The sequence below is a fragment of the Ornithinibacillus bavariensis genome (assembly GCF_050433565.1).
GTDB lineage: Bacteria > Bacillota > Bacilli > Bacillales > Amphibacillaceae > Ornithinibacillus > Ornithinibacillus bavariensis.
In genome coordinates, this window is the sequence record NZ_JBNPWZ010000001.1 from 770,852 (window position 1) to 794,375 (window position 23,524).

General features: G+C 35.6%; 27 protein-coding genes and 1 riboswitch. Of the genes, 14 read left to right on the forward strand and 13 right to left on the reverse strand.

What is annotated here, in order from left to right; genetic code table 11:
* Window position 1: 1 nt before the first annotated feature.
* Window positions 2–499, reverse strand: a complete 498-nt coding sequence (locus HNR27_RS03630) for a phosphatidylglycerophosphatase A family protein (protein WP_212922089.1) — start codon at window positions 497–499, stop codon at window positions 2–4.
* An 80-nt stretch (window positions 500–579) separates the two neighbouring features.
* On the opposite strand from HNR27_RS03630, the gene HNR27_RS03635 reads away from it, so the two are divergent.
* Entirely contained in the window at window positions 580–1,566 is a 987-nt protein-coding gene (locus HNR27_RS03635; protein ID WP_429338792.1) for a protein kinase family protein, read from the forward strand.
* 42 nt (window positions 1,567–1,608) lie between these two features.
* Here the strand turns inward: HNR27_RS03635 and HNR27_RS03640 are convergent, their stop codons facing one another.
* Window positions 1,609–1,833, reverse strand: a complete 225-nt coding sequence (locus tag HNR27_RS03640; RefSeq protein ID WP_212922088.1) for a NifU family protein — start codon at window positions 1,831–1,833, stop codon at window positions 1,609–1,611.
* 176 nt (window positions 1,834–2,009) lie between these two features.
* On the opposite strand from HNR27_RS03640, the gene HNR27_RS03645 reads away from it, so the two are divergent.
* From HNR27_RS03645 to HNR27_RS03655, 3 genes are all read left to right on the forward strand, one after another.
* Window positions 2,010–2,330 carry a YuzD family protein gene (locus tag HNR27_RS03645; protein WP_429338842.1) on the forward strand — a complete coding sequence of 107 codons (321 nt, stop codon included), beginning with the start codon at window positions 2,010–2,012 and terminating at the stop codon, window positions 2,328–2,330.
* 30 nt (window positions 2,331–2,360) lie between these two features.
* The gene (gene dapF, locus HNR27_RS03650; protein WP_429338843.1) at window positions 2,361–3,194 is read left to right on the forward strand and encodes a diaminopimelate epimerase; all 834 of its coding nucleotides are present in this window, start codon (window positions 2,361–2,363) and stop codon (window positions 3,192–3,194) included.
* An 82-nt stretch (window positions 3,195–3,276) separates the two neighbouring features.
* Entirely contained in the window at window positions 3,277–3,633 is a 357-nt protein-coding gene (locus HNR27_RS03655) for a HesB/IscA family protein (RefSeq protein WP_212922086.1), read from the forward strand.
* A gap of 107 nt (window positions 3,634–3,740) precedes the next feature.
* On the opposite strand, the gene HNR27_RS03660 is transcribed toward HNR27_RS03655, so the two are convergent.
* Entirely contained in the window at window positions 3,741–4,730 is a 990-nt protein-coding gene (locus tag HNR27_RS03660; protein WP_212922085.1) for an NAD(P)/FAD-dependent oxidoreductase, read from the reverse strand.
* 312 nt (window positions 4,731–5,042) lie between these two features.
* Here HNR27_RS03660 and HNR27_RS03665 point away from each other — a divergent pair, with 312 nt between their 5' ends.
* The 3 genes from HNR27_RS03665 (at window position 5,043) to HNR27_RS03675 (ending at window position 7,450) form a co-directional block, all read left to right on the forward strand.
* Entirely contained in the window at window positions 5,043–6,254 is a 1,212-nt protein-coding gene (locus tag HNR27_RS03665) for an NAD(P)/FAD-dependent oxidoreductase (protein ID WP_429338793.1), read from the forward strand.
* A gap of 112 nt (window positions 6,255–6,366) precedes the next feature.
* Entirely contained in the window at window positions 6,367–6,678 is a 312-nt protein-coding gene (locus HNR27_RS03670) for a YuiB family protein (RefSeq protein WP_429338794.1), read from the forward strand.
* 121 nt (window positions 6,679–6,799) lie between these two features.
* Window positions 6,800–7,450, forward strand: a complete 651-nt coding sequence (locus HNR27_RS03675; protein WP_429338795.1) for a 3D domain-containing protein — start codon at window positions 6,800–6,802, stop codon at window positions 7,448–7,450.
* Window positions 7,451–7,514: 64 nt separating this feature from the next.
* Here HNR27_RS03675 and HNR27_RS03680 read toward each other — a convergent pair whose 3' ends face one another.
* Both HNR27_RS03680 and deoD read right to left on the reverse strand, forming a co-directional pair.
* On the reverse strand, window positions 7,515–7,991 hold the full coding sequence (locus tag HNR27_RS03680) for a divergent PAP2 family protein (RefSeq protein WP_429338796.1): 477 nt from the start codon (window positions 7,989–7,991) through the stop codon (window positions 7,515–7,517).
* Between the two features lie 173 nt (window positions 7,992–8,164).
* The gene (gene deoD, locus HNR27_RS03685; protein ID WP_429338797.1) at window positions 8,165–8,872 is read right to left on the reverse strand and encodes a purine-nucleoside phosphorylase; all 708 of its coding nucleotides are present in this window, start codon (window positions 8,870–8,872) and stop codon (window positions 8,165–8,167) included.
* A 210-nt stretch (window positions 8,873–9,082) separates the two neighbouring features.
* Here deoD and HNR27_RS03690 point away from each other — a divergent pair, with 210 nt between their 5' ends.
* On the forward strand, window positions 9,083–9,346 hold the full coding sequence (locus HNR27_RS03690) for a phosphocarrier protein HPr (protein WP_212922079.1): 264 nt from the start codon (window positions 9,083–9,085) through the stop codon (window positions 9,344–9,346).
* Between the two features lie 86 nt (window positions 9,347–9,432).
* Here the strand turns inward: HNR27_RS03690 and kapB are convergent, their stop codons facing one another.
* Window positions 9,433–9,819: a kinase-associated lipoprotein KapB gene (gene kapB / locus HNR27_RS03695; protein ID WP_429338798.1), complete on the reverse strand. Its 387-nt coding sequence runs from the start codon at window positions 9,817–9,819 to the stop codon at window positions 9,433–9,435.
* Between the two features lie 156 nt (window positions 9,820–9,975).
* Here kapB and HNR27_RS03700 point away from each other — a divergent pair, with 156 nt between their 5' ends.
* Complete coding sequence (locus tag HNR27_RS03700; RefSeq protein WP_212922077.1) at window positions 9,976–10,173, forward strand: hypothetical protein; 198 nt, start codon at window positions 9,976–9,978, stop codon at window positions 10,171–10,173.
* Window positions 10,174–10,293: 120 nt separating this feature from the next.
* Window positions 10,294–10,875, forward strand: a complete 582-nt coding sequence (locus tag HNR27_RS03705) for a superoxide dismutase family protein (RefSeq protein ID WP_429338799.1) — start codon at window positions 10,294–10,296, stop codon at window positions 10,873–10,875.
* A gap of 91 nt (window positions 10,876–10,966) precedes the next feature.
* Here HNR27_RS03705 and HNR27_RS03710 read toward each other — a convergent pair whose 3' ends face one another.
* Window positions 10,967–12,133, reverse strand: a complete 1,167-nt coding sequence (locus HNR27_RS03710) for a MalY/PatB family protein (protein ID WP_429338800.1) — start codon at window positions 12,131–12,133, stop codon at window positions 10,967–10,969.
* 383 nt (window positions 12,134–12,516) lie between these two features.
* Between HNR27_RS03710 and HNR27_RS03715 the strand changes: the two genes are divergently transcribed.
* Complete coding sequence (locus HNR27_RS03715) at window positions 12,517–14,628, forward strand: sigma-70 family RNA polymerase sigma factor (protein ID WP_429338801.1); 2,112 nt, start codon at window positions 12,517–12,519, stop codon at window positions 14,626–14,628.
* Between the two features lie 35 nt (window positions 14,629–14,663).
* On the opposite strand, the gene HNR27_RS03720 is transcribed toward HNR27_RS03715, so the two are convergent.
* From HNR27_RS03720 to HNR27_RS03735, 4 genes are all read right to left on the reverse strand, one after another.
* On the reverse strand, window positions 14,664–16,010 hold the full coding sequence (locus HNR27_RS03720; RefSeq protein ID WP_429338802.1) for a glucose-6-phosphate isomerase: 1,347 nt from the start codon (window positions 16,008–16,010) through the stop codon (window positions 14,664–14,666).
* A gap of 143 nt (window positions 16,011–16,153) precedes the next feature.
* Window positions 16,154–16,525, reverse strand: a complete 372-nt coding sequence (yugI, locus tag HNR27_RS03725) for a S1 domain-containing post-transcriptional regulator GSP13 (protein WP_212922072.1) — start codon at window positions 16,523–16,525, stop codon at window positions 16,154–16,156.
* Between the two features lie 77 nt (window positions 16,526–16,602).
* Entirely contained in the window at window positions 16,603–17,604 is a 1,002-nt protein-coding gene (locus HNR27_RS03730) for a potassium channel family protein (RefSeq protein ID WP_212922071.1), read from the reverse strand.
* A gap of 103 nt (window positions 17,605–17,707) precedes the next feature.
* On the reverse strand, window positions 17,708–18,265 hold the full coding sequence (locus HNR27_RS03735; RefSeq protein WP_429338803.1) for a thioredoxin family protein: 558 nt from the start codon (window positions 18,263–18,265) through the stop codon (window positions 17,708–17,710).
* 130 nt (window positions 18,266–18,395) lie between these two features.
* On the opposite strand from HNR27_RS03735, the gene HNR27_RS03740 reads away from it, so the two are divergent.
* On the forward strand, window positions 18,396–19,451 hold the full coding sequence (locus tag HNR27_RS03740) for a M20/M25/M40 family metallo-hydrolase (RefSeq protein WP_429338804.1): 1,056 nt from the start codon (window positions 18,396–18,398) through the stop codon (window positions 19,449–19,451).
* Between the two features lie 153 nt (window positions 19,452–19,604).
* Window positions 19,605–19,751, forward strand: a riboswitch (FMN riboswitch).
* Window positions 19,752–19,909: 158 nt separating this feature from the next.
* Window positions 19,910–20,494 (forward strand): ECF transporter S component, encoded by a 585-nt coding sequence (locus HNR27_RS03745; protein ID WP_212922184.1) that lies wholly within the window; start codon window positions 19,910–19,912, stop codon window positions 20,492–20,494.
* A gap of 110 nt (window positions 20,495–20,604) precedes the next feature.
* Here the strand turns inward: HNR27_RS03745 and HNR27_RS03750 are convergent, their stop codons facing one another.
* Window positions 20,605–20,988 carry a hotdog fold thioesterase gene (locus tag HNR27_RS03750; RefSeq protein ID WP_429338805.1) on the reverse strand — a complete coding sequence of 128 codons (384 nt, stop codon included), beginning with the start codon at window positions 20,986–20,988 and terminating at the stop codon, window positions 20,605–20,607.
* Between the two features lie 34 nt (window positions 20,989–21,022).
* The gene (locus HNR27_RS03755) at window positions 21,023–21,958 is read right to left on the reverse strand and encodes a 1,4-dihydroxy-2-naphthoate polyprenyltransferase (RefSeq protein ID WP_429338806.1); all 936 of its coding nucleotides are present in this window, start codon (window positions 21,956–21,958) and stop codon (window positions 21,023–21,025) included.
* Between the two features lie 183 nt (window positions 21,959–22,141).
* Between HNR27_RS03755 and HNR27_RS03760 the strand changes: the two genes are divergently transcribed.
* Window positions 22,142–23,524 carry an isochorismate synthase gene (locus HNR27_RS03760; protein WP_429338807.1) on the forward strand — a complete coding sequence of 461 codons (1,383 nt, stop codon included), beginning with the start codon at window positions 22,142–22,144 and terminating at the stop codon, window positions 23,522–23,524.

Genomic DNA, 23,524 nt, shown 5'->3' on the forward strand with positions numbered 1-23,524 from the left:
ATTATTCATGAACTGCTGAATGTGCTAACCGACTAGATGCTGCTGCTGCAATTGCACCCACAATGTCATCTAAAAAGGTATGGCATTCCCCAGTTGATTTGTCATTTAGTCGCTTTAGAATACCTGGTTTTTGTTTGTCAATATAGCCGTAATTTGTAAAGCCAATGGAACCGTAAACATTTACGATTGAAAAAGCAATGATTTCATCTACTCCATAAAGGCCTTCATCTGTCTCAATTGTTTTTTGCAAAGGCTCCTCCAGCATTTTCTTTTCTGCTAGTTTATCTAATTGAATCCCAGTTAAGATAGCGTTTTGCACTTCGCGCTTTTCTAAGACTCTATCTACATTGTATAAGCAATCCTCTAAGCTTAAATTTTCATGATAATTGGATTGTAGGTAATAGACGAGTTCCGCAATATCCTTTAAGGTAACGCCTCTTTCTTCTAATAATTCTCTTGCTTTTTGTTCCAGTTCGCTCATTTTTAATTTTTTATTCATGTTTATCACCGTTTCTCCTTTTTTGGTTAAGATTGGCTAATATTTTCATACATTATAGTAATGGTATGTGGGAGGGAAATATGATGAAAGAATTACTATTTGTAAATTATAATATTTATGCTAAAGAGCATGTATTAATAAATGGTAGAGAAGGCTTTCGTGATCATGATACTAACTATTTTATCATTTCTTCATCCAACAAGGAAATGGTACTACTGGAGCAAGCTGCGCTAGCCTATTTTCTAGCAGAGAATGGCTATAATCATACTGCAATTCCAATATTAACAAAGAATAATTCTTGGTTCGTTGAAAATGATGGTCAACAATATCTTGTTCTACGTGTTTCTAACCTTCAGCACTCTCCAATCGAATCACACGGGAAACAGTTGGCACAATTTCATAATATAACAGCTTCCTATCAATATGAACCGCAGGAAATTTCAAGCTATGGAATGTGGAAGGACTTATGGATTAGAAAATTAACTGCATTTGAACATAAATTACAAGAAGAGTTGAAAGAAAATGGGAATGATTATTACCGTTTATTAGTAGATGTGTTTCCTTATATTATAGGAATTAGTGAAAATGCTATTCAATATATACAGGAGAGTGAATCGGAAAGAAGATTTCATCAGGCAGACACTGGAGTCTTTGCTTTTAGAAGGTACCAAGATAATTTAATTGCACCAGTTATATGGACAGATGACCTCGTATTTGATCACCCAACTCGGGATATCGCAGAGTACATACGCTACAAATTATTAGATAATAATGAGACAGCATTAGAAGAGGTGTACGTTTTTATAAGAGATTATCAGGGGGTACAGCCATTATCGATTTTTGGTTGGCGTTTACTATATGCACGACTATTATTTCCAATCCATTTTTTTGATCTAATGGAGGCTGGCTTTCAGGGGAAAGAGTATGAGAGGTACTTCTATGAGTTAGAAGCTTTATTACAAACACAAGTACGGTACGAGAAACGATTAAATCGTTTATTCGATTTGCTTCAGGTGAATTTTCGGGAATACGATATTCCAGTATTGCATTGGCTAGAAAAGGGATAACATACAAAAAGCAGGCAACAAAAGTTGTCTGCTTCTATTTTATTAAAATACTTGTTCAATTTCCTTTACACCCGGTACTTCTGCCATTAGTGCTCGTTCAATACCAGCTTTTAAAGTAATCGTTGAGCTAGGGCAGTTACCACATGCACCCATGAGACGAAGAAGTACAATGCCATTTTCATCAACATCAATTAACTCCACATCTCCACCATCACGTAGTAAGAATGGACGTAATTTATTTAAAACTTCCTGAACTTGTTCACGCATTATCCATCTTCTCCTTTCCTAACCTAATTATAATGGTCTTCTATGAAAAAATCTATGCATAAGATCAATACTAAAATAGTTATTATTATTTTATCTTTATATAAAGATTTTGTAAAATAAAAGAAACTAATGGATGTATTGAAAAAAAGGGGGAACACAAGGTGGATTCCAAAGTGATGATTACGGTTTACGGTGCTGAACAGATTTGTGCAAGCTGTGTTGGTGCACCAGGTTCCAAAGATACTTATGAGTGGCTACAGGCGGCAATTGCTAGAAAATACGAAGACAATGTTATTGAATATGAATATATTGATATTAATAAACCACAACAGGATGAAAAGCATCAGAACTTTATTGAACGAATCTTTGATGAAGATTTATTTTACCCTATTGTATTTGTGAATGATGAAATGGTTGCAGAAGGAATTCCGCGTTTGAAAACTATTTATGAGGCTCTTGATAACCGAAATGTTAAATTATTGAATGAAGCGAAATGAGGGTATAGCGTGGAAATACCTTTTATCAAAATGCATGGCTTAGGTAATAGTTATGTTTATCTTGATTTATTTAAGTCACAGGTAGCAGAAGAGCTTCTTTCGGATCTCGCTCAAAAGGTATCAAATGTTAATACAGGTATTGGTTCAGATGGACTAATATTAATTCATCCGAGTGAAGAAGCGGATGTTGGGATGCGAATATTTAATAAAGATGGGTCAGAGGGAAAAAACTGTGGAAATGGTCTACGGTGTACAGCTAAATATGCCTATGAAGCAGGGCTGGTAAAGAACCGTATCTTCCAAATCGAGACAAAATCCGGCAATGTTGATGTTGAAGTTATGGTTCATAATGAGAAGGTGTATGAAATTACGATTAATATGGGAAGACCTAGATTGAGCAGATCCTCGATTCCAATGGTTGGGGAAGAGCTGGAGACTGTGGTGAATGAACCATTTAAGGTGGGTAACCAAGTATTATATGTTACAGCAGTTTCGATGGGAAATCCTCATGCAGTGTTTTTCGTAGATAAAATTGCGGAGGCCCCTTTGAATGAATTAGGTGAGATTATTGAAAAAGATTCACGATTCCCTGAAGGGGTTAATGTAGAATTTGTGGAAGTAGTCAACGGTAGAGAATTAAATTTTCGCGTTTGGGAGCGTGGATCTGGAATAACGATGGCTTGTGGTACGGGTGCTTGTGCAGCAGTAGTTGCAGCGACATTAAATCAACTTATTCCGAAAGACCAAACCATTAGGGTACACTTGGATGGTGGGGACTTAATGGTAAAGTGGGATCAAGCTGGTTTTGTATGGATGACTGGTCAAGCTGAGGTAGTAGCAGCAGGTACCTATCACTATGTATGATGTATTGGAAAATCTTAATATTTGAAAACCATGATCCACCGTAGGTATACTTAACATAAGCAATTAATGAGGAGGAATAAGAATGGTTATAACGCTAACAGATAGTGCATGTCTCCAAATAAAAGAAATGATGAAAGAAGAATCACCAAACGTGCGTTTGCGTTTTGGAGTGAAGGGTGGCGGCTGCAGCGGATTGTCTTATTCACTCGGTTTTGATGAACATGTAAATGAAGAATTAGATCATGAGGAAGAAATCAACGGTATCCCAGTTCTCATCTTCAAACAAGACATTCCAATAATTCAAGGAACAACAATTGATTTTAAACAAAACATGATGGGTGGCGGATTTAGTATCGATAATCCAAATGCGATTATTTCTTGTGGATGTGGATCATCATTCCGCACAAAAGAAACAGTTGGTGCCCCAGAGAAATGTTAATAAAAAGCATGAAGAGGATGTTCCCTTTTCATGCTTTTCGTTATAGTTATCCTTATTTAGGTAGGTTGAATTGTTGGCTCCGAAACCCTACCTGGTACCAATGATTATTATTCAAACATACTGGTTGAGTGCTTTGGTTGTACACGAGCTTTTGGATCGATGTATTGTTTTGCGTTATTAATTGCAGTTGGTCCTTCACCAAAACCAGTTGCAATAAGCTTTACTTTTCCGGGATAGGTACAGATATCTCCTGCAGCATATATCCCTGGAATATTGGTCTCCATTTTGGTATTAACTACAATACTATTTTTTTCGATTTCAAGACCCCAGTTCTTAATAGGACCTAATGTAGATATAAATCCATAGTTGCAAATGACATCATCAATCTCTAACTCAAGTTTTTTTTCACCTTTTACTTCTTCTAACAAAACTTTTTCAATTCTGTCGGAAGCAGTAATTTCATTCGGTGTATATGGAGTAAGTACTTCTACCTTCGAGTTTAATAAAGTTTCCACACTATGCTCATGCGCGCGAAATTCATTACGTCGATGAACCAAGTATACTTTTTCAGCGATTGGCTCTAGCATTAGTGCCCAGTCAACTGCTGAATCACCGCCACCGAGAATGGCTACTTTTCTATCTTTAAAACGGTTCATATCTTTCACATAGTAATGAAGGTTGATATCCTCGAATTCTTCAGAGTTCATGATGTTTAATCTTCTAGGCTGGAATGCACCATTCCCAGCAGTAATAATCATGGTCTTTGTATAGTGGACTTCACCAGTGCTAGATGTTAATTTAAACGAGTTATCTTCAAGTCGTTCGACAGTCTCTACAGATTGACCTAATACGATCGTTGGATTAAACAGCTTTACTTGTTCTTCAAGATTGTCTACTAAGTCTTGTGCTCTCACCTTAGGAAATCCGGCGATATCATATATATATTTCTCTGGATAAAGGGCTGCTAATTGCCCACCAGTATGTGGTAAACTCTCAATTATTTTTACACTTGCTTGACGCATTCCACCATAAAAAGCAGTAAAAAGCCCAACAGGACCTGCGCCAATAATTGTAACATCGAATACTTGCTCTGACATATATTTACCTCCTCTTACAGTTTTATTGGGTATGAAAGTAGTGTTCATTCTAGTTATCTCAAAAAATACCACTAATATCGTACCATAAAATAGTTTCACTTGTAATAAATCAGGCTTTTACGAAAAGAGTTTAAAAATATTTTTAGGGTTGAAAATTATAGTTAAAAGGGCTATTATATAGGATGGACAATATATTACGAAGATGTGACAATCACTTTCTATTGGTTTTATCTCTTTTTTTGATCTTATTCGTGAAAAATGTCACATACACAATGTAATAGATTACAAATATTAAAATGGATGTGATGATGAATGAAAAAGCCTAATATCGTAGTGTTAGGTGCTGGTTACGGTGGTATTATGACCACAGTAAAATTACAAAAGTCACTAGGAGTAAATGAAGCAAACATTACCTTAGTGAACAAGAACGACTATCATTACCAAACAACTTGGTTACATGAGGTATCAGCTGGAACAGTTCATCAAGATCAAGCAAGAATTGCAATCAAGGATGTTATCAATCAACATAAAGTAAACTTTGTGCAGGATACTGTTGTTGAAATTAAACCAGGGGAAAACAAGGTTAAACTTCAAAATAGTGAATTAGAGTACGATTACCTTGTCATTGGCTTAGGTTTTGAATCTGCAACGTTTGGAATTCCAGGATTAGAAGAAAACGCTTTCATGATTAATGATATTAATTCTTCTCGCTTAATTAGAGAGCATCTAGATTATAATTTTGCAGAGTTTCATAAGGATAATAATCCTTCACGTTTAAATATTGTGGTTGGGGGTGGCGGATTCACAGGTATTGAATTCGTCGGTGAATTAGCAAATAGAATCCCAGAATTATGTAAAGAGTATGATATCGATAAGTCACAAGTTCGTATCATTAATATTGAAGGAGCACCAACTGTTTTACCAGGATTTGACCCTGAATTAGTAGAGTATGCGATGAATTCTTTAGAAGCTCGTGGTGTTGAATTCGTTACAGGTGCACTATTGAAAGAAAGCAAGCCTGAAAGTGTTGTATACGAAAAAGATGGAAAATTAAATGAGATTCCAACTCTAACAACGATTTGGGCGGCTGGTGTAAAAGCAAACACTATCGTGGAGAAGTCTGGATTTGAAACAAATCGTGGAAAAATCCAAGTTCGTCCTGATTTGCGTTCACCTGAATATGATAATGTATTTGTAGTTGGGGATTGTGCACTAATCATGAACGAAGAAAATGGCCGACCTTATCCACCAACAGCTCAAATTGCAATTCAGCAGTCTGGAATAGTTGCTCATAATGTTGTAGCACTTATAAAAGGACATGAATTAGAAGCTTTTGAGTATAAGCCACTAGGAACACTTGCTTCACTTGGTCATAATGATGCTATGGGTGTTGTATTTGGAGACAAGAAGCTATTTGGTTGGAAAGCAACGTTCATGAAGAAAATGAGTGATAACCGCTACCTATTAAAATTAGGTGGAGTTGGCTTAATGCTTAAAAAAGGTAAATTTAATTTCTTTTATTAATATATGCCAATCTTAGAAAGCAAAGGCGATTACCTCGTCTTTGCTTTTTTTATGATTTGCTTATAGAATTAAAACTATAAATAAGCGAAGAATGCAAAGGAGAACATAGAACTTGATACAATTTATCGTTTCCATTATATTATTTTTTGTTATTTTTTTCGGAATCGCATTTATCCTAAATATGTTACTTAGAAGAACATGGCTAATGGCCTTTATTTATCCTTTTGTTGTTCTTTTTATCGTTGACAACATAGCTATAAGTAACTATTTCACTTCACCAGGTGAGGCATTTTCAACTGCTTTCTCTCGATTAATTTCTATTACTGGTTTTGATTTTATCATTTTACTTTCTGGCTTTTTAGGCACGATAGTATCTGGTTTTGTCATTCGATTTTTACGTAAAAGTGGGTACCAGATGTTTTAATATTATTTTTTCAAAAGATTACTTTTCTATGCAAAATGCATAATTTCCTACTAGATTGGAAATGATGACATCCAGAGAGGTGTTATTATTGAAAATCAGTAGTATATTTAGAAGGATATGCATGACGACGCTATTTTTGTTAGCATTTTGGACAACGTTATCCAGTATATCCAATGTGACTTACACAGATTTAGCCATGATGCTGAAGCATAGTGAAGCTGTGGCCGCAGATATTTATTATGCAGAACTGGCGGAACATAGAAAGATAGCGTTACATGAAAAAGAACTATTGATGTTAAAAAAGCAGAAGCAATATATTTCAAGTGAACAAATAGATGCCCCAAAAAAGGTGGAAGAGGCTATAAATATTGAAAAGTTCCCAAAGGCAAAAGTAATCGCTACTGGATATACAGCTGGGGTAGAGTCAACTGGAAAGACACCAGATCACCCACAGTACGGTATAACCTATTCTGGAGTTAAGGTAAAGCGGGACTTGTATTCTACAATTGCAGCAGATCTATCCGTGTACCCAATCGGAACGATACTTTGGATACCAGATTATGGTTTTGGGGTTGTAGCGGATAAGGGCCGAGCAATTAACGGTAATAAAATAGACCTTTATTTTGATACGGTAGAAAAGGTGTATTCGGAGTGGGGAAAACGAGAGGTTGATGTTTATATTATTGAAAAAGGAACAGGGGAACTATCTGAAGAGGTTATGAAGGACCTTAATGAAAATCAAGCATTACAAGTATTTCGGAAAAGTGAATGATACTCGTTTGAATTAGCATTAAAAGCACCACTTCATTATGGTATTCCATATGAAGTGGTGTTTTTTACACATATAATTGGTAAAGCAAAATAGCGACCATAATTCCAGATAACGCACCAAAAAATACTTCAATCGGTTTATGGCCAAGTAATTCCTTTAAATCTTCTTTCTTTTCATAGTCTCGTTTACTGTCCCAGTTCTTGGCGCCAGCGATGACAATTTGGAAGTCCTTTACTAATTGATTTAATAATGTAGCATGTTCTCCAGCATGACGGCGAACTCCTGATGCATCAAACATCGTAATCACACTAAAAATTGCTGAAACCGCAAATATGGTTGAGCTAAAACCTTCCACGATGCCAATTGCTGTCGATAATGCACTAACTGCTGCTGAATGACTACTTGGCATACCACCAGTACTAAATGCCAAGCCTGGCAAAAACTCTCGAGTGGCAATAAATCGTATAGGTATTTTAATGACTTGTGCAAAGATAATAGCAGATAGTGCTGCAATTAACGGATAATTGGAAAATAGTTGCATTACGTGATTCCTTTCAGTTAGACGTATATAGTTGATGATATTTTATCATAACCATCTGATAATATGTTATGAATACTATTCCTTTAGCTTAAACTATTTTAACTGGGTATTCTTCAGAACCATCTAATAAATAAAAAATAGAAGCCTGGGATAGCCAAGCTTCCTATGAAAACCTATTTAATTGCTGTTTCCAAAGCGATTTCCATCATTTCATTAAAGGTAGTCTGCCGTTCCTCAGAGGTTGTTTCCTCTCCAGTAAGAATGTGATCTGATACGGTAAGGACAGATAGTGCCTGACAATCAAATTTTGCTGCCAATGTGTATAATGCAGTTGTTTCCATTTCAATTGCTAGTACTTTATATTTGGCTAGTAATTCATTCACCTCTTTTGCATTATCACGATAAAACGTATCACTTGTAAATACGTTCCCGACACGGATGCTTAAGCCTTTTTCCGTACCAATTTCATAAGCAGTACGTAACAAATCAAAATCGGCTAGTGGTGCATAATCAATTCCGTTAAAGATAAGCTGGTTAATGCGAGAATCTGTTGTTGCTCCTTGAGCTAAGATCACATCACGAACCTTTACATCTTTTTGGATAGCACCACATGTACCTACACGAATAAGTTTTTTGACGCCATAGCTTTGAATTAATTCATTAACATAAATGGAAATAGATGGAACACCCATGCCTGTTCCTTGAACAGATACTCGTTCCCCTTTATATGTACCAGTAAATCCGTACATACCTCGAACTTCATTATATTGACTAACATCTTCCAGAAAAGTTTCCGCTATATATTTTGCGCGAAGAGGATCTCCTGGTAATAATATCTTATCAGCAATTTCTCCATTTTTTGCACCAATATGCACACTCATGTTTATGCCCTCCTAGTAGCCTAATCTAAAACTAAAGTTATCATAATCCCTATTTAAAAACAAATTTCACAGTCTTTTTATTTTGAATAAGTGATAAATTTGTATATAATGTAAGTAAGTTCAATTATTCACGTATAATATTGAATAATCAAGGAAAAAAGTACATAAAATTTGTACAGGCGAATATTACGTTTGGAAGGATGAAACAAAATGAAGGAACAAACATTTAAAATCACTGCAGAGACAGGGGTACATGCGCGCCCAGCAACTTTATTAGTAAATAAAGCTGGTCAGTATCAGTCAGAAATTGAAATGACATATAACGATAAAACTGTGAATTTAAAATCAATCATGGGTGTTATGTCACTTGGAATTCCAAAGGGTGCGGAAATCAAGATTACAGCTACTGGTAATGACGAGGAAGAAGCAATTCAAGGAATTGCCGAAGTAATTAAAGAAAACTTGGGTGAGTAATCAAAGGGCCAGAGGAAACTCTGGCTTTATTTTTTACAGGAAATTTTAGAGGCAGCTCAAAAAGAGTCAAACCTCATATTCTCTAATCATAGTCCTAAGTAATAGCTACTCTCCACAGTTTCTAATGCCTTTAGAGCGGCAGTATTGTAGTCATTGGCTTTATTTGCTAATTTTTCTTTATAAGCTATTACAGAATTTTTTAAAGAAGTACCATAATCAGGTACTGGTTCTGTATATGCTGTTACAATATCTTTTAACGCATTAAACTTCTCATATTGTGATAATGCTTTTCTCTCGTGAAAGATGACATTTTCTACTTGTTTTGGATGGTGCAGATCCCCTTGCATCGGATGCTTTAGTACAGCTAATGTTTTTATAAGATAATTATCACCACGGTCTTCCACAATTTCTCCAACATATATTCCCGATTTATAAGGTACTTGAATGATTTTTCCTAATTTAAGAGTAGACATAATAACGTAATGAGCCTCCTTTTCCTCTCCAATAATGTAACAGGTCATTTCTCTCATTGTGCCAAATTTTCGACGAATTAGCGAACAATTAGGCTTCAGGACTATTGTAACTGCCTTATATTTGGTATACTTATTGGGAGAGGATTGTGATTTAATATGATGCCATTTTTGTATTTTCCTGACGATAAATCAGAATATATCCCAGCTGTCATTTCACTGGTAATATTTATGATAGGTGCTGGTGTAGCATTATACCTTATTTATAAATATTCCAAAAAACAAGAAAAGAAATTTGATGAGCAATATAAAAATTTAAAAATTGAAAAGCATGATGATACTTCAACTACTCAATGAGATAGAGCGTATAGCTTTATCTCTTTTTTTATAGCTATCTTCAATAATTCAAACCGCATATGTTTACCCTAATGAATTTTGCAAATACTACTTATACTAAGCACAAAAGGAGAAGTGTAAATGCGAAAATCGCTTATATTCCTTTTAGCAGTATTCTTACTTACCGCTTGCCAAAGTAAGATAATAACAACGAAAACAGTGGACATGTATAATGCATCGGGTGATATGGTAGGAACAGCTGAATTATCAGAAGAGGCAGATGGTGTGAAGATAAAATTAAAACTAGAAGGGTTAACTCCCGGATTTCACGGTATTCATGTACATGAATATCCAAAATGTGATGCACCAGACTTTAAATCAGCAGGTAGCCATTTAAATCCAGAGGGAAAGGAACATGGATTAATGCATCCAAAGGGTTCCCATTTAGGAGATTTACCTAATGTGGAGGCGGATTCAGATGGATTAGTAGATGCCGAATTGATGCTACCAAAGGCAACGCTTAAGGAAGGAAAAATGTCCTTACTTCGTGGTGAGGGAACCTCGTTAGTTGTTACAGAAGGACAGGATGACGGCGTGTCGCAGCCTGGTGGTGACTCGGGAGTAAGAATACTTTGTGGTAAAATAAAATCTGGTAAAGGAAAAGTTCCAGAACAAACACCTACAGATCCAACAGAATTTAATGAAAAACAAAAAGATGAATAAATTAATCACGTTGATTTTTATAGTCAAAAGCATTTTTATTAACTCTTCAAATTAGAAGCGCGGAATTAGAGTGTTTCCGCGCTTAATTACTTTATCTATTTGTTACAGCATCAATAATACGCTGTACACCTTCTACTAAAATCTCTTTTGGACAAGCAATGTTCATCCGCATAAATTGTGAGCCTTCAACACCATAGTCTATTCCTTTGTTTAGACCCACCTTTGCTTGTTCAATAAAAAAGGAATGTAACGCTTTGTCATCCATATTTAATGATTTACAATCAATCCATAGTAAATAAGTTCCTTCTGATTGAATAACTTGTAAATCTGTTTTCGCTTCTAATTCTTCTTTTACATAGTTATGATGACTGACCAAAACTTCCTGTAATTCGTTTAGCCAAGGCTCACCAAAATTATATGCCGCTTCCAAAGCGGTATTCCCTAAAGTATTAAGACCATGGATACCTTGAATCGTAAAATGATGATCCAGCTTTTTACGTAGCTCAGGATTTGCTGTAACGGCATAAGAAGCTTGTAATCCGGCAAGATTAAAAGTCTTGGATGGAGCCATACAAGTGATCGTACAGTTAGCAATTTCTTCAGACAAAGAGCCGATAGGTATATGCTTTTTATCAGGAAAAACTAAATCACCATGTATCTCATCAGAAATGATGAACACATTATATTTTAAACAAAGCCTAGCTATCTCCTTAAGCTCTTCATACTTCCACACTCTTCCTACTGGGTTATGTGGATTACATAAAATAAATGCTTTTACACCTTGTTTTAATTTTTCTTCAAAATCTTCAAAATCAATTGCATATGTATCGCCCTTTCGGATTAACGGGCTTTTCACAACTTTCCGCTCATGTTCCTCTATCACCTTGTAAAATGGCGTATAAACAGGTGTTTGGATTAAAATAGAATCATTTGGATTTGTTAATGCTTGTACAGCCATATGTAAGGTTGTGACAACACCTGGGCTAAAAGAAAGCCATTCTGGGTTAATCTCCCAATGATGGCGTCTAGCTACCCAGTTTACAATGGAAGCTTTTACATCTTTATCAATGACTGTATACCCAAAAATTTCATGTTTCACTCTTTCTAAAAGTGCCTCCGTAACTTCTTTAGGTGCTCTAAAATCCATATCAGCTACCCACATTGGTAATACATCGCTTGTGTTAAAAACCTCATCAAGCATATCCCATTTGACAGACCTTGTATTTTTACGGTCGTAAACAGTTTCAAAAAATCCCATATGGAAACCTCCTTCAAACTACATTACTATTAATTATACAGAACCATAGTAATTTTAACATTAGAAAGCTTCACATTCTTTGGGGTAATTAGTTGTAAAGGAATTAATAAATAAAAAAAAGCAAAGCGTTATAACGCCTTGCCTACAGGGGGAATACGAGAAAGTCTTACGTTAATAGTTATACCCTGATAAAATAAATTTAAACATACTTTTAAAAAAACTTTTTTAGAACGAAATATTTTTTACTCATCTACTGTTTTATATACATAAAATAGGCAGTTCTAATAATCGAATGAACTGTTTTAATTCGGTGCCTTGAAACTTTACTTAAAATAAATCGTCTTATAGATAAGATAAGAAGTGGTCAAAAGGGAGGGGAGAAAATGTATAACGCTTACTATGTAAACAAAGAGAATACAGTACTAGATTTTCATAAATTTGTAGTACGGTATAAACCAGAAGTAGAAAGACTTTCTTTTCAATTTGGTATAGTAACTAACAATATTGAAGAGGTAGTACAAGAAGTATTTTATAACTTATATTATGTTTTTAAAGAGATAGATGGAGATACGGAGTGGTTATCCGTTTATCAAACGGCGTACAAAACAATAAAAGCTTATCTTAAAAAACAGCAGAAACCTGAGACAAGCTTTGTAATCCATGATCAGCAGCTCGGCTATTTTTTTGAAAAAAAACCTCATCATGTTCTTCATGTAGTATTTCAAGATTTGAATATAAATCTTAAAGCGCCGCTTATTTTTTACTTTTTTCATAACTTGAGTATGGATGAAATAGCTCAACTATTAAAGATGAATACAGAATCGGTTAATGTAAAAATAGATCGTGGTAAACGAATCATTCGGAAAATGTGTGGAAAGGTGAGGGAGTGGAATTCCGTTGCACTCGTGAATGAGCTGGAAAAATCTTTATATGAAATGAAGTATGTCTATGATGTCATTCCAGAATTCTGTAATACTGATGGTATTATACAGTATATTGAGCTTAGAAAAAACAAAAATAGCTGGAAAAAACGTCTCCCTACTTTTATCGCAGTTATAGGATTACTGTTCTTTTTTAGCATAGCTATTTTCTATTTACAGGAAGAGAAGAAGGAACTAGCACGTGAAAAAGAACGGACATTACAGGAAAAGCGATACAATGAAAAGATGGAAATAGATACAGTGGAGGAAAGTGTTAATCCAGAAATACTAGCTTACTTAGAAGAAAAAAAGAAGAAATTAGCCCTAGAATTTGGGTTGGCGGATGCTAATCAATTTTCTATTGTATCCTATGTTAGTGATTTCATTGAAGATATGAACCAACACTCAGGAGATGATTTCTACGGTAGTTTGGAAGAGGTAAAAGAATTAATTGATTACTTTTTAACTCCTCCTTCTAAATGGACGAGAGACTTAGATGCATCCAAAGAAAATGGTGATAAGTCCTTGGTACAACTACTTAATTCTTATAATATATATAAATTTGAATTCCAGGAATACTTGTCGCAACACTTAACAAAACATCAAATTATGATAGATGACTATGATGCAATCGTTCTGGCACAAGAGGACTTAGAAGGCTACAAAGGCCCAAAGGAAATAAAACAACTTATTAAAATAATTCGGGAACAAGGTTTTTATCTCACACATGACACGGAAATTCTGACTGTGCAAATTGATTATCAATACCTTAAAGAAAAAACTAGTGAAGCTGGGTTTCATAAGGGGTATATAGAATATATAAGATTCTCGGAAAACGTTAAGGATTTTTATACAGATGGTCATTGGAAGAATATAGATACGGATTTATTAGCGCTGGAAGGATTAATTATTAAGTATGGAGAAATCTATTCCAATGAATTTCGAAAATTACTAGCACAGGAGATAAGTAGTTATCTCTCGATTTATTTGACGGGTGGAAACGAACCTAAGCCATTAATGGAAGAAAAAGAGGAGTTTTATCAGTTTTTACATAATAACCCAAACTCTATCTTCTATGGAGCAGTTGAAGAGGCAATTAAAGATTGGGAGGCTAATGAATGGCAATATACTTCACAGGATTATCCTAATTATAATCGAATTGAGGTAATGCTTGATCCAAGATTTCAGAATGTAGGATATAGTGATATTTATGATTTAAATAAATGGCCGTTTATAGATAATACGACTGAAGTTTACAAGGAATATGCTAGTAGTTTTGACCGAGCGGTATTACAAGGTCTCAGCCCAATAGAATTAACATCATTATATATTTACTCCTACCAGAAAAAGGATAAAGCGGTATTCACTTCCATAAATAGCGAATATACAATTAAAAATAGTGAAAAGATGGATTGGTGGGATATAAAAGATAAAAGTAATTTAGTAGCTGTACAATATCCAACAAAGGAAAGTGCTACTATTTATTTTCTAGGGTGGCACGAGGATATTCAAATAATTGCTACTATGGATATGGTGAAGGTAAATGGAGTCTGGAAGATAAGTGGTATTGAATAAATAAACAGCTCAGATTTGAGCTGTTTATTTTAGGATTAAAGTCTTTTCTCTAATTCTTCTTTTTCCGTTTCAAATCCAGGTTTTCCTAATAGGGCAAACATATTTTTCTTATAGGCTTCTACACCAGGCTGATTAAAAGGATTTACACCTAGTAAATAGCCACTTAACGCACATGCCTTTTCAAAGAAGTAAACAAGATAACCAAAGGTGTATGCATCAAGCTCTGGTACATGAATAACCAAATTCGGTACACCACCATCAGTATGGGCAAGCAGAGTACCTTGGAAAGCTTTATCATTAATTTCATGGATTGTTTTACCTACTAGGTAATTTAAACCATCAGCATTGTTTTCCTCTGTTTCTACGGTTAAATCAAATTTTGACTTATGGACATGAATTACCGTTTCAAAGAGATCTCGACGGCCTTCTTGTATATATTGCCCTAAAGAATGAAGATCAGTTGAGAAATTAGCTGAGGTTGGAAAGATTCCTTTTTGATCTTTTCCTTCACTCTCACCAAATAGCTGTTTCCACCATTCGGCAAAAAAGATAAGGCTAGGCTCATAGTTTACTAACATCTCAATGGTCTTACCTTTGTGATATAAAACATTTCTTACGACAGCATATTGATAGGCTATATTGTCTTTTATTTGAGGCTCATTAAAATCATTCATGGCCTTCCGTGCACCTTGCATGATGTCATCCACATTTATTCCACTAACAGCAAGTGGTAATATGCCAACAGCAGTTAAAACGGAAAATCTTCCACCTACATCATCAGGAATAACAAATGTTTCGTAGCCCTCTTCATCTGCAAGACCTTTTAGTGCTCCCTGTGCTTTATCTGTAGTAGCAAAAATTCGTGATTTTGCCTCTTCCTTGCCATACTTTTCTTCTAAATAGTTTCTAAAAATACGGAATGCTAGAGCAGGCTCTGTTGTTGTACCACTTTTAGAAATTACATTAATGGAGAAGTCCTTTCCTTCAAGTACATCCAATAATTCTTTCATATATGTAGAGCTCATATGGTGCCCAACAAAAATAATAAGTGGTGTGCTACGCTTTTCCTTAGAAAGCATATTTTGGAAGGAATGGTTCAACATTTCTAGCGCGGCTTTTGCTCCAAGATAAGAGCCACCAATTCCAATGACAAGGAGAATATCGGAATCCTTTTGTATTTTCTCAGCAGCTGCTTTAATACGGCTGTATTCTTCTTTGTCAAAATCTTCCGGTAGATCAACCCAACCTAAAAAATCACTTCCAGGACCTGTCTTATTATGGATAGCCTGATGTGCTACTTGGACATAGTCTGAAAAATTGTCTATCTCATCTTTATGTAAAAAATTCAGTGCATGCTGATAAGAAAATTGGATATGTGTCATTCTTCTCAACTCCTAAATTAATAGTTAAAATAGACTCTGTTGATTCAAACATATCATAGCTGTAAGAAATGTTTAAGAGGCTTCTCCCATCAATATTAACAAAATAGGTAATGTTGATGGGGGGAAGCCTCTGTCAGAAAAACTTATTTTTTTAATTCAGATTGCTCAATCCACTCTTCTAGTTTTTCTTTTAGGGTATTAAATCCAGAAGTATCCTCTTCTAGTTTAACGGATTTTTTCTGAGGTTTTGCTTTCGCTTGCTTCTTAGGTGGCTCTTCAGTGGCACGAATGGAAAGTGAAATTTTATTATTATCTTCATCAACACTTAGTACCTTTACCGAAACTTCATCTCCTACGGATAGATGATCATTAATATCTTTTACAAATCCATGGGTAACCTCTGAAATATGAACTAATCCTTGTACTTCATCATTTAATGCAACAAATGCACCATATGGTTGGATTCCTGTGACCTTGCCTTTCAAAACCTCACCAATTTCAAACTTGTCTGTCATGCTGAACAACTCCTATATATTCGTTTCTTTTCACGCAATAAATAATTCTATCATAGAAAGTGGATTCAGGCAAAATATTAATGTCGCCATGGAACTAACGTTATTAATATATCACCTTCCTGTAAAGGCGTGGAAGGGGGAGGATTCATATGCCATTCGTTATCTCGAAGTATTCCGAGTACTAAATACTGTTTTACATGAAGTGCAGTCGATACCTCTAAAAAGCTTTTGTGATAGTACTCTTCTAATACATGTATTTGCTTAAATTTTTGTGTTTTTAGTAGCTGAATAATTGATTCAAATGGATTCGACTTATTATGAAATATTTCATGGAAAAGTAATGTGCTCATAAAATCATTTGGGCGAAGTATGGTGCTTGCCCCAGCACGAATGGCATTATCAATTTGGTTGGATGAAAGAATTTCGACCAAAATGGGAATATCCGGGTGGTTGCCGCGAACCGCTACGGTAGTTAAGATGGAATAATTGTCAGCTTGTTTTTCATTCCGATGATTATCTGCGGTTATAATGACTCTTATCGCATCTCGAATATTTGCTTTTTGTAAGATATAATCATCGGTTGGGTCTCCATGAATAAAATGAATTGGAAAATGCTGATACGATATGCTAGTTAAGGTTTGATCAATTAATACAATCTCAAGCTTAGGATCTAGCTTTAATGCCCGTTGGATTAAGATTCTAGTCTTTTCGTTCCAGCCGATTAGAATGAAATGCTTCGTTCCTTTATATGCGACTTTACCGTGAGAAAGATCATTTTCATGCTGTACTGTTGTCGCAGCAAATTGAGTAATGTAGAAAGTAATTAATCCCCCACCAGTTAAAATCAAAATAATACCAACGATTCGCCCCGCTGTTGATAATGGAACATAGTCTCCATATCCTACAGTAGCACCTGTAACAACAGCCCACCATATACCGTCAAAGATTGTGGGAAATTGGTTGGGTTCTATAAAATGAATGATAGCGCCAAATAGAATCATAACTAAAAGAACGGTTACAAGTAGGCGAACTAGGATGGGAAGTCGAAAATAGACATGTTTAAAGAGCTCAATATTCATTCTCTCACCTAACTAAATTATTGTGTCTCATTAGTATGTACCATTTTCTACGCAACTATATCAGAAGACCCAACCACTATTATAGTGGTCGGGTCTTCTGATATTAGTACATGCTTGATAGTGTGTTTTTTAGACTGGTGTATACTACATTCCAAAGTTTAGTATCCGATTTAAATGTTTCAGTCATTTTTTGAATTACTTCACGATGCTTCTCATTATAATCTTCTGCCTCTTTATCCGGTAATTCAGCTCTTATTTCCTCCACATAATGTTGAACCTCTTCCGCTCTAGGACCCCATTTTGCTATTTCCTTTCCATCCTCGTCTATAAAGATGAAGATAGGGATAGAACGTGCTTTACCATTTGTTAAGTATTGGTCCATAAGCTCCAAATTAGAGTCACGTAGGAGCATACGAACTTCCATATTTGTTTTTTCAGCTAAATGTAGAAGAATTGGAATGTTCATCATAGCATCCCCACACCAATCCTCTGTCAAGACAATAACTCGTAATTTTTTATCTTGTATACGTTTAAAGAAATCATTATCCTCTGGTGTGGTGAACGAATGATAGATATGTAGTAAATTTTCTTTATGTGTTTCCATCGCATCAATATATGCTTGGTGAGACATGGCTTTTAAGAACCAATCATTTAATGTCATGTTCATCCTCCTATTCAATATATTAAATAAAGTTTAATAATTATTTTAAGCTGCGTAAATAAAAGTGCTTGCTGTCTGTTATTTTGTTATGATAAAACCAATAAATTTATAATTAAGGGAGTTGTCTGTATTGGAAAAGACAAATAGAGATTTTTTATTAGAATTACTTAGAACTCCTTCCCCCTCCAGTGAAGAGGTGGAAATTCAAAAGAAAATACGTGATTACTTTAAAGCGTTTGCCGATGATGTCATCACAGATAATGCTGGAAATGTTATAGGTGTATTGAATCCGGATGCTCCATTTAAAGTTCTGTTGGCAGGGCATTGCGATGAGATAGCTCTTGTTATTAATCGTATTGATGAAAATGGCTTTTTACATTTTGATAAAATGGGTGGAATTAATCCAAAGGCTGCAGTCGGTATGAAAACAACCGTCTTAGGCTATGGTAAAACATTAACAGGTGTCATTGGTGTAAATGCTCAACATCATGGTGGATTGAAGAACGATTTTGACCTAGAGGATTTATTTATTGATTGTGGCTTTAAAACAAAGGGTGAGGCAGAACAATTTGTACAAATAGGTGATTTAGTAGTGTACAAAACAGAGCCTGAAATTTTAATGGACCGCTATATCTCCGGTAGAGGTTTGGATAACCGGACTGGAGCATTTATCGTTGCTGAAGTGCTAAGGCAATTAAAGAAAAAGGGCTGTACAGTTGGAGTATATGCAGCAAGTACTGTCAATGAGGAAACGAATATGGGTGGAGCATATTTTGCAGCTGCAGGAATTGAACCAACGATGGCCATTGCATGTGATGTGACTTTTGCTACGGATTATCCTGGTGTTAATAAGAATAAGCATGGTGATGTTCGACTGGAAAAGGGGCCGGTGTTAGCAAAAGGTGCTCCAATCAATCGTAAAATTAATCAATTATTAGAAAAAGCTGCCAAAAAGCTTCAGCTAGAGATACAGTATGAGCTAACCCCAAGACATACTGGCACTGATGCTGATAAAATGCGGTACACTGGTCGTGGTGTTCCGGTTTCGTTAGTATCATTGCCGTTACGTTACATGCATTCGCCAGTTGAGACGGCAAGTTTTATGGATATAGATCAGGAGATAAATCTACTTGTTACAATGATTGCTGATTTGACGGGAGAGGAGAGCTTAAATCCCCTTGATTAAGTAATAAACATCTTCAAAGGTGATACTAGGCTCCCTTTCTGATTCCAATCAAATTTTGGATATTTCCAGTTGGTTTATTTAAAATAATAGTGAGCATACTCCTTTTCAAATCAAAAGTATGTGTTATAATTAAGATTGAAAATATCATATCGATTCCATCTTCGGGGCAGGGTGTAATTCCCGACCGACGGTAATGAACCATGGTTCTAAGTCCGTGAGCCGTTTGAGAGGTATGTCAAATTGGTTGATCTGGTGTAAATCCAGGACCGACAGTTAAAGTCTGGATGGGAGAAGATGTCGAGCCGAACAGTTGGTACATTTTTATGTGCCTCTATTTCCTATTGAATTTAAAACCCTAAAGCCCCGATTAGGTTATGGCTTTAGGGTTTATTTGTATGTAGGAATAGGTTCATCCTTCACAAGATGTGAATCGATGCATGTGAAGGAGGAGTTAGATGATGCAAACTAGTAATAAGCAATCATCCAAATTAACGAGACTTATAATATTATCTTTGTTAGGTGCAGTATCATTATTGCTGTTCTTTATTAATTTTCCTCTCCCATTATTACCAAGTTATTTAAAGATTGATTTTAGTGATGTACCCGCAATTATGGCATCATTAATCTTCTCACCATTAGCTGGAGTTATTGTTGTAGCCATAAAGAATGGTTTATATCTAGCAATAGGTGGTGGGGAAATAGTAGGTGTTACAGCAAACCTAATAGCTGGTGTGTTACTTGTGTTACCAATAGGAATTCTTTATCACAAATTTAAAAATGTAAAAAGTATTGTTTCTGGATTAATAACTGGAACAATCATCATGGCATTAGGAATGGGAGTATTTAATTACTTTGTGTTGCTACCAGCATACTCATTGATGATGGGCTGGGGAGAAGTTACCCACGAATTTATGATGACTACTATTTTAGTTGGTATTTTACCTTTTAACGTGATTAAAGGAATTATTGTAGGAATATTATTTGTACCAATATTTATCAAAATGCGCCGCTGGATTGAACAGCAGCAAGCAAAATTTGTATAATCAAATTTATGTTTAGAGAGTAGTTCAGCCTTATGGGATAATTCTGAACTACTTTTTATGTGATGCTTTATAAAAAAATCAGTGGGGAACTAGTTCCCCACTGATTTTTTTTATTTCTTCGGTACAACTCCGATTGTACATCTAGAAATACAAATTAATTTCTCATCTTCATCTCGAATGTCAACTTCCCATACCATCGTCGTTTTTCCAACATGGACTGGTCTTGCTTTTGCTGTTACAATTCCATCACGTTTACTCTTGATATGGTTCGCATTAATTTCGATTCCAAAAACATGGAATTTCTCTAAATCGACATGTAAACATGCTCCTACACTTGCAGCGGATTCAGCAAGTGCTACACTGGCTCCCCCATGTAGATAGCCAAGAGGCTGATGTGTACGGTGATCGACTGGCATTGTCATGACAACAAGTTCCTTATCTAGTGACAGTGTTTCAATACCAAGCGATTCCATAAGTGTATTTGATATTTCCATCTGAACTCTCCCCTTTTATAAGTATTAGTAGTTCTTAGATGAAATAATTAATCAATAAAGACAAGCCTAGCAGGATGCCATAAATGGAGTTGGTTTTTCCAGTTAGCACCATAGCTGGCATCATTTCTAATGGTTTTGTTTTTCCTTTAAACCCCTTTACAACTTTTACAGCAGGAATCACTGCGACAAATGTAAGGAGAGACCATAGTGGTAAAATGCCAATAATAATAAAATATGCAGTAAAATAGAATGCGATAATAAATAATAGACCTAGAAAACGAACGGCATTGTATCTTCCAAGTAATATGGCTAGTGTTTTCCGCCCACCTTGTTTATCACCATCTAAATCGCGAATGTTATTAGAAAGCATTATACAACCAATTAATATCGCAACTGGAATGGAGATGAAAATAGGGAATGCGTCTATATAACCTGTTTGTATATAATAACTAATACCGATGATAACTGTACCCATGAAGAATCCAGAAAAAACTTCTCCAAACGGTGTTGCAGAAATTGGAAATGGTCCTCCTGTGTATAAATAACCAAACAGCATACATACTAGCCCAATGGCAGCAATCCACCAACTGGTGATTGCACAAATATATATACCCAGTAAAAGGGCAATTCCGTAAAAAATGAGTGCCAAACGAAGTACTGTCTTTGGCTGGATTCCATCCCTAACAATAGTTCCACCAATACCAACGGAATGCTCCGAATCGACACCACGTACATAATCGTAATATTCATTAAACATATTTGTGGCAGATTGTATTAAGATGGATGCAATTAACATTGCCAAGAATAATAATAGATGAAAACTACCGGCATTTAATGCGACCATTGTTCCAACAAATACTGGAGCAAATGATGCAGTCAATGTATGCGGGCGAAGTAGTCTCCACCAAACCTGAAAGCCGTCCCGTTCATTTAAGGCTCTTTTAATATGATCTTTATCTGTTGTTGCCATAAACTAACTCCTTATCTATCTATATCATTTTTAGTTTAGGCAAAAAGAGTAAGGGTGTCAATGAAGTAGGATAACAGGTGTAAAAGTAGGGCTATTTGGAGTAGATAGTAGTTTTCTTGAGAAACTAGAAGAAAGGGAATAGAATATAAAGAGACGTATCATGTTAAAACGGAGGACAACCAAATGATAGAGGTTAAAGAGGAAACACTTGAGTCCACTTTAGTAAGAGTGATTCAGGGCCTACACTCCTCTGAGTCAAGGCTAGTGAGCTTTACGAAAAAAATACAACCGTTAAACCCCTTGCACTTTTTTGAAGCAGGATTAACGTTACATATGAATCGTTCCTATTGGCATAGTACAATCGATGACTTTGTGATGGTAGGGATAGGAAGTGCTGTTTCTATCCACGAGGACTCTCAAGCTATATCTAGTTTAGAGGAGAAATGGGAGTCCGTTTTGAAGGAAGCGGTGATTAATAATCCGTATCAGATTCCTGGGACTGGAATTGCTGCAATTGGTGGGATGGCTTTTGATCCACACAAGCCTAAGACAGCGTTGTGGAATAAGTTTACGAATAATGAACTTCGAGTTCCGACATTTTTATTACTTGTAAATCAACAAGGGACTTTTTTAACAACAACGATTTTAGTAGATGGAATGGATGATCCGAAGCTTTTAATAAGACAACTTGCTGATCAAGAGAAGGCTCTCCTTTCTTATCAAAATATAGACCATAAAAAGCCAGTAATTGTTGGGCGGGAAGAAGTTGAACCAGAACAGTGGAAAGAGACAGTAAAACATGCAACTGAATATATAGCTAAAGGCCAAGTAGAGAAAATCGTTTTAGCTCGTGAGCTACGATTAACCTTCTCAGAAGAAGTTGGTTTAACGGATGTAATCAAACAATTAATTGATACACAACCTACCAGTTATATTTTCGCATATGAAAAAGGAACGGATTGTTTCGTTGGAGCTAGTCCAGAGCGACTAATAAAACTGGAAGGTAATCAGTTATTATCAACTTGTTTAGCTGGGACTGCACCTCGGGGTAGGAATGAACTTGAGGATGATAAGATAGGGTATCAATTATTGCACGATGAAAAAAATTTGCAAGAGCATGATTTTGTTGTGCAAATGATAAAGAATTCTGTAGAGGAATTTTGTCAGAAAATGGAGATACCTAAAAAGCCTGTTCTTTATAGATTAAGAAATTTGCAGCATCTATATACACCTGTAAGAGGTATATTTAAAGAAGGGTATAGTATATTTGATGTCATTGAGAAGCTACATCCAACGCCTGCACTAGGCGGGGAGCCTAGAAAAGAAGCACTATCCTATATTCGCGAATCTGAATTACTTGATCGAGGATGGTATGGAGCCCCCTTTGGCTGGATAGATAGTAATCAAAATGGCGAATTTGCTGTAGCGATTCGCTCAGGACTTATTCAGGGTAATACTGCTTCATTATTTGCTGGCTGTGGAGTGGTAAGAAGTTCAGACCCTGAAGCGGAATTTGAAGAGACGCGAATTAAGTTTTTACCGATGTTAACCGTATTAGGGGGATAA

What these genes read in the sequence shown, in the direction of transcription:
- HNR27_RS03735 (WP_429338803.1), bottom strand. Translation starts at nt 18,265, where the DNA reads ATGACATTAAATGATTGGTTCTTAAAAGCCATGTCTCACCAAGCATAT.
- HNR27_RS03635 (WP_429338792.1), top strand. Translation starts at nt 580, where the DNA reads ATGATGAAAGAATTACTATTTGTAAATTATAATATTTATGCTAAAGAG.
- HNR27_RS03640 (WP_212922088.1), bottom strand. Translation starts at nt 1,833, where the DNA reads ATGCGTGAACAAGTTCAGGAAGTTTTAAATAAATTACGTCCATTCTTA.
- HNR27_RS03660 (WP_212922085.1), bottom strand. Translation starts at nt 4,730, where the DNA reads ATGTCAGAGCAAGTATTCGATGTTACAATTATTGGCGCAGGTCCTGTT.
- HNR27_RS03630 (WP_212922089.1), bottom strand. Translation starts at nt 499, where the DNA reads ATGAATAAAAAATTAAAAATGAGCGAACTGGAACAAAAAGCAAGAGAA.
- HNR27_RS03665 (WP_429338793.1), top strand. Translation starts at nt 5,043, where the DNA reads ATGAAAAAGCCTAATATCGTAGTGTTAGGTGCTGGTTACGGTGGTATT.
- deoD (WP_429338797.1), bottom strand. Translation starts at nt 8,872, where the DNA reads ATGAGTGTGCATATTGGTGCAAAAAATGGAGAAATTGCTGATAAGATA.
- HNR27_RS03720 (WP_429338802.1), bottom strand. Translation starts at nt 16,010, where the DNA reads ATGACACATATCCAATTTTCTTATCAGCATGCACTGAATTTTTTACAT.
- HNR27_RS03655 (WP_212922086.1), top strand. Translation starts at nt 3,277, where the DNA reads ATGGTTATAACGCTAACAGATAGTGCATGTCTCCAAATAAAAGAAATG.
- yugI (WP_212922072.1), bottom strand. Translation starts at nt 16,525, where the DNA reads ATGACAGACAAGTTTGAAATTGGTGAGGTTTTGAAAGGCAAGGTCACA.
- HNR27_RS03745 (WP_212922184.1), top strand. Translation starts at nt 19,910, where the DNA reads ATGCAAACTAGTAATAAGCAATCATCCAAATTAACGAGACTTATAATA.
- kapB (WP_429338798.1), bottom strand. Translation starts at nt 9,819, where the DNA reads ATGTCTACTCTTAAATTAGGAAAAATCATTCAAGTACCTTATAAATCG.
- HNR27_RS03675 (WP_429338795.1), top strand. Translation starts at nt 6,800, where the DNA reads ATGACGACGCTATTTTTGTTAGCATTTTGGACAACGTTATCCAGTATA.
- HNR27_RS03715 (WP_429338801.1), top strand. Translation starts at nt 12,517, where the DNA reads ATGTATAACGCTTACTATGTAAACAAAGAGAATACAGTACTAGATTTT.
- HNR27_RS03730 (WP_212922071.1), bottom strand. Translation starts at nt 17,604, where the DNA reads ATGAATATTGAGCTCTTTAAACATGTCTATTTTCGACTTCCCATCCTA.
- HNR27_RS03705 (WP_429338799.1), top strand. Translation starts at nt 10,294, where the DNA reads ATGCGAAAATCGCTTATATTCCTTTTAGCAGTATTCTTACTTACCGCT.
- HNR27_RS03690 (WP_212922079.1), top strand. Translation starts at nt 9,083, where the DNA reads ATGAAGGAACAAACATTTAAAATCACTGCAGAGACAGGGGTACATGCG.
- HNR27_RS03700 (WP_212922077.1), top strand. Translation starts at nt 9,976, where the DNA reads ATGATGCCATTTTTGTATTTTCCTGACGATAAATCAGAATATATCCCA.
- HNR27_RS03645 (WP_429338842.1), top strand. Translation starts at nt 2,010, where the DNA reads ATGATTACGGTTTACGGTGCTGAACAGATTTGTGCAAGCTGTGTTGGT.
- HNR27_RS03710 (WP_429338800.1), bottom strand. Translation starts at nt 12,133, where the DNA reads ATGGGATTTTTTGAAACTGTTTACGACCGTAAAAATACAAGGTCTGTC.
- HNR27_RS03680 (WP_429338796.1), bottom strand. Translation starts at nt 7,991, where the DNA reads ATGCAACTATTTTCCAATTATCCGTTAATTGCAGCACTATCTGCTATT.
- HNR27_RS03755 (WP_429338806.1), bottom strand. Translation starts at nt 21,958, where the DNA reads ATGGCAACAACAGATAAAGATCATATTAAAAGAGCCTTAAATGAACGG.
- HNR27_RS03750 (WP_429338805.1), bottom strand. Translation starts at nt 20,988, where the DNA reads ATGGAAATATCAAATACACTTATGGAATCGCTTGGTATTGAAACACTG.
- HNR27_RS03760 (WP_429338807.1), top strand. Translation starts at nt 22,142, where the DNA reads ATGATAGAGGTTAAAGAGGAAACACTTGAGTCCACTTTAGTAAGAGTG.
- dapF (WP_429338843.1), top strand. Translation starts at nt 2,361, where the DNA reads ATGCATGGCTTAGGTAATAGTTATGTTTATCTTGATTTATTTAAGTCA.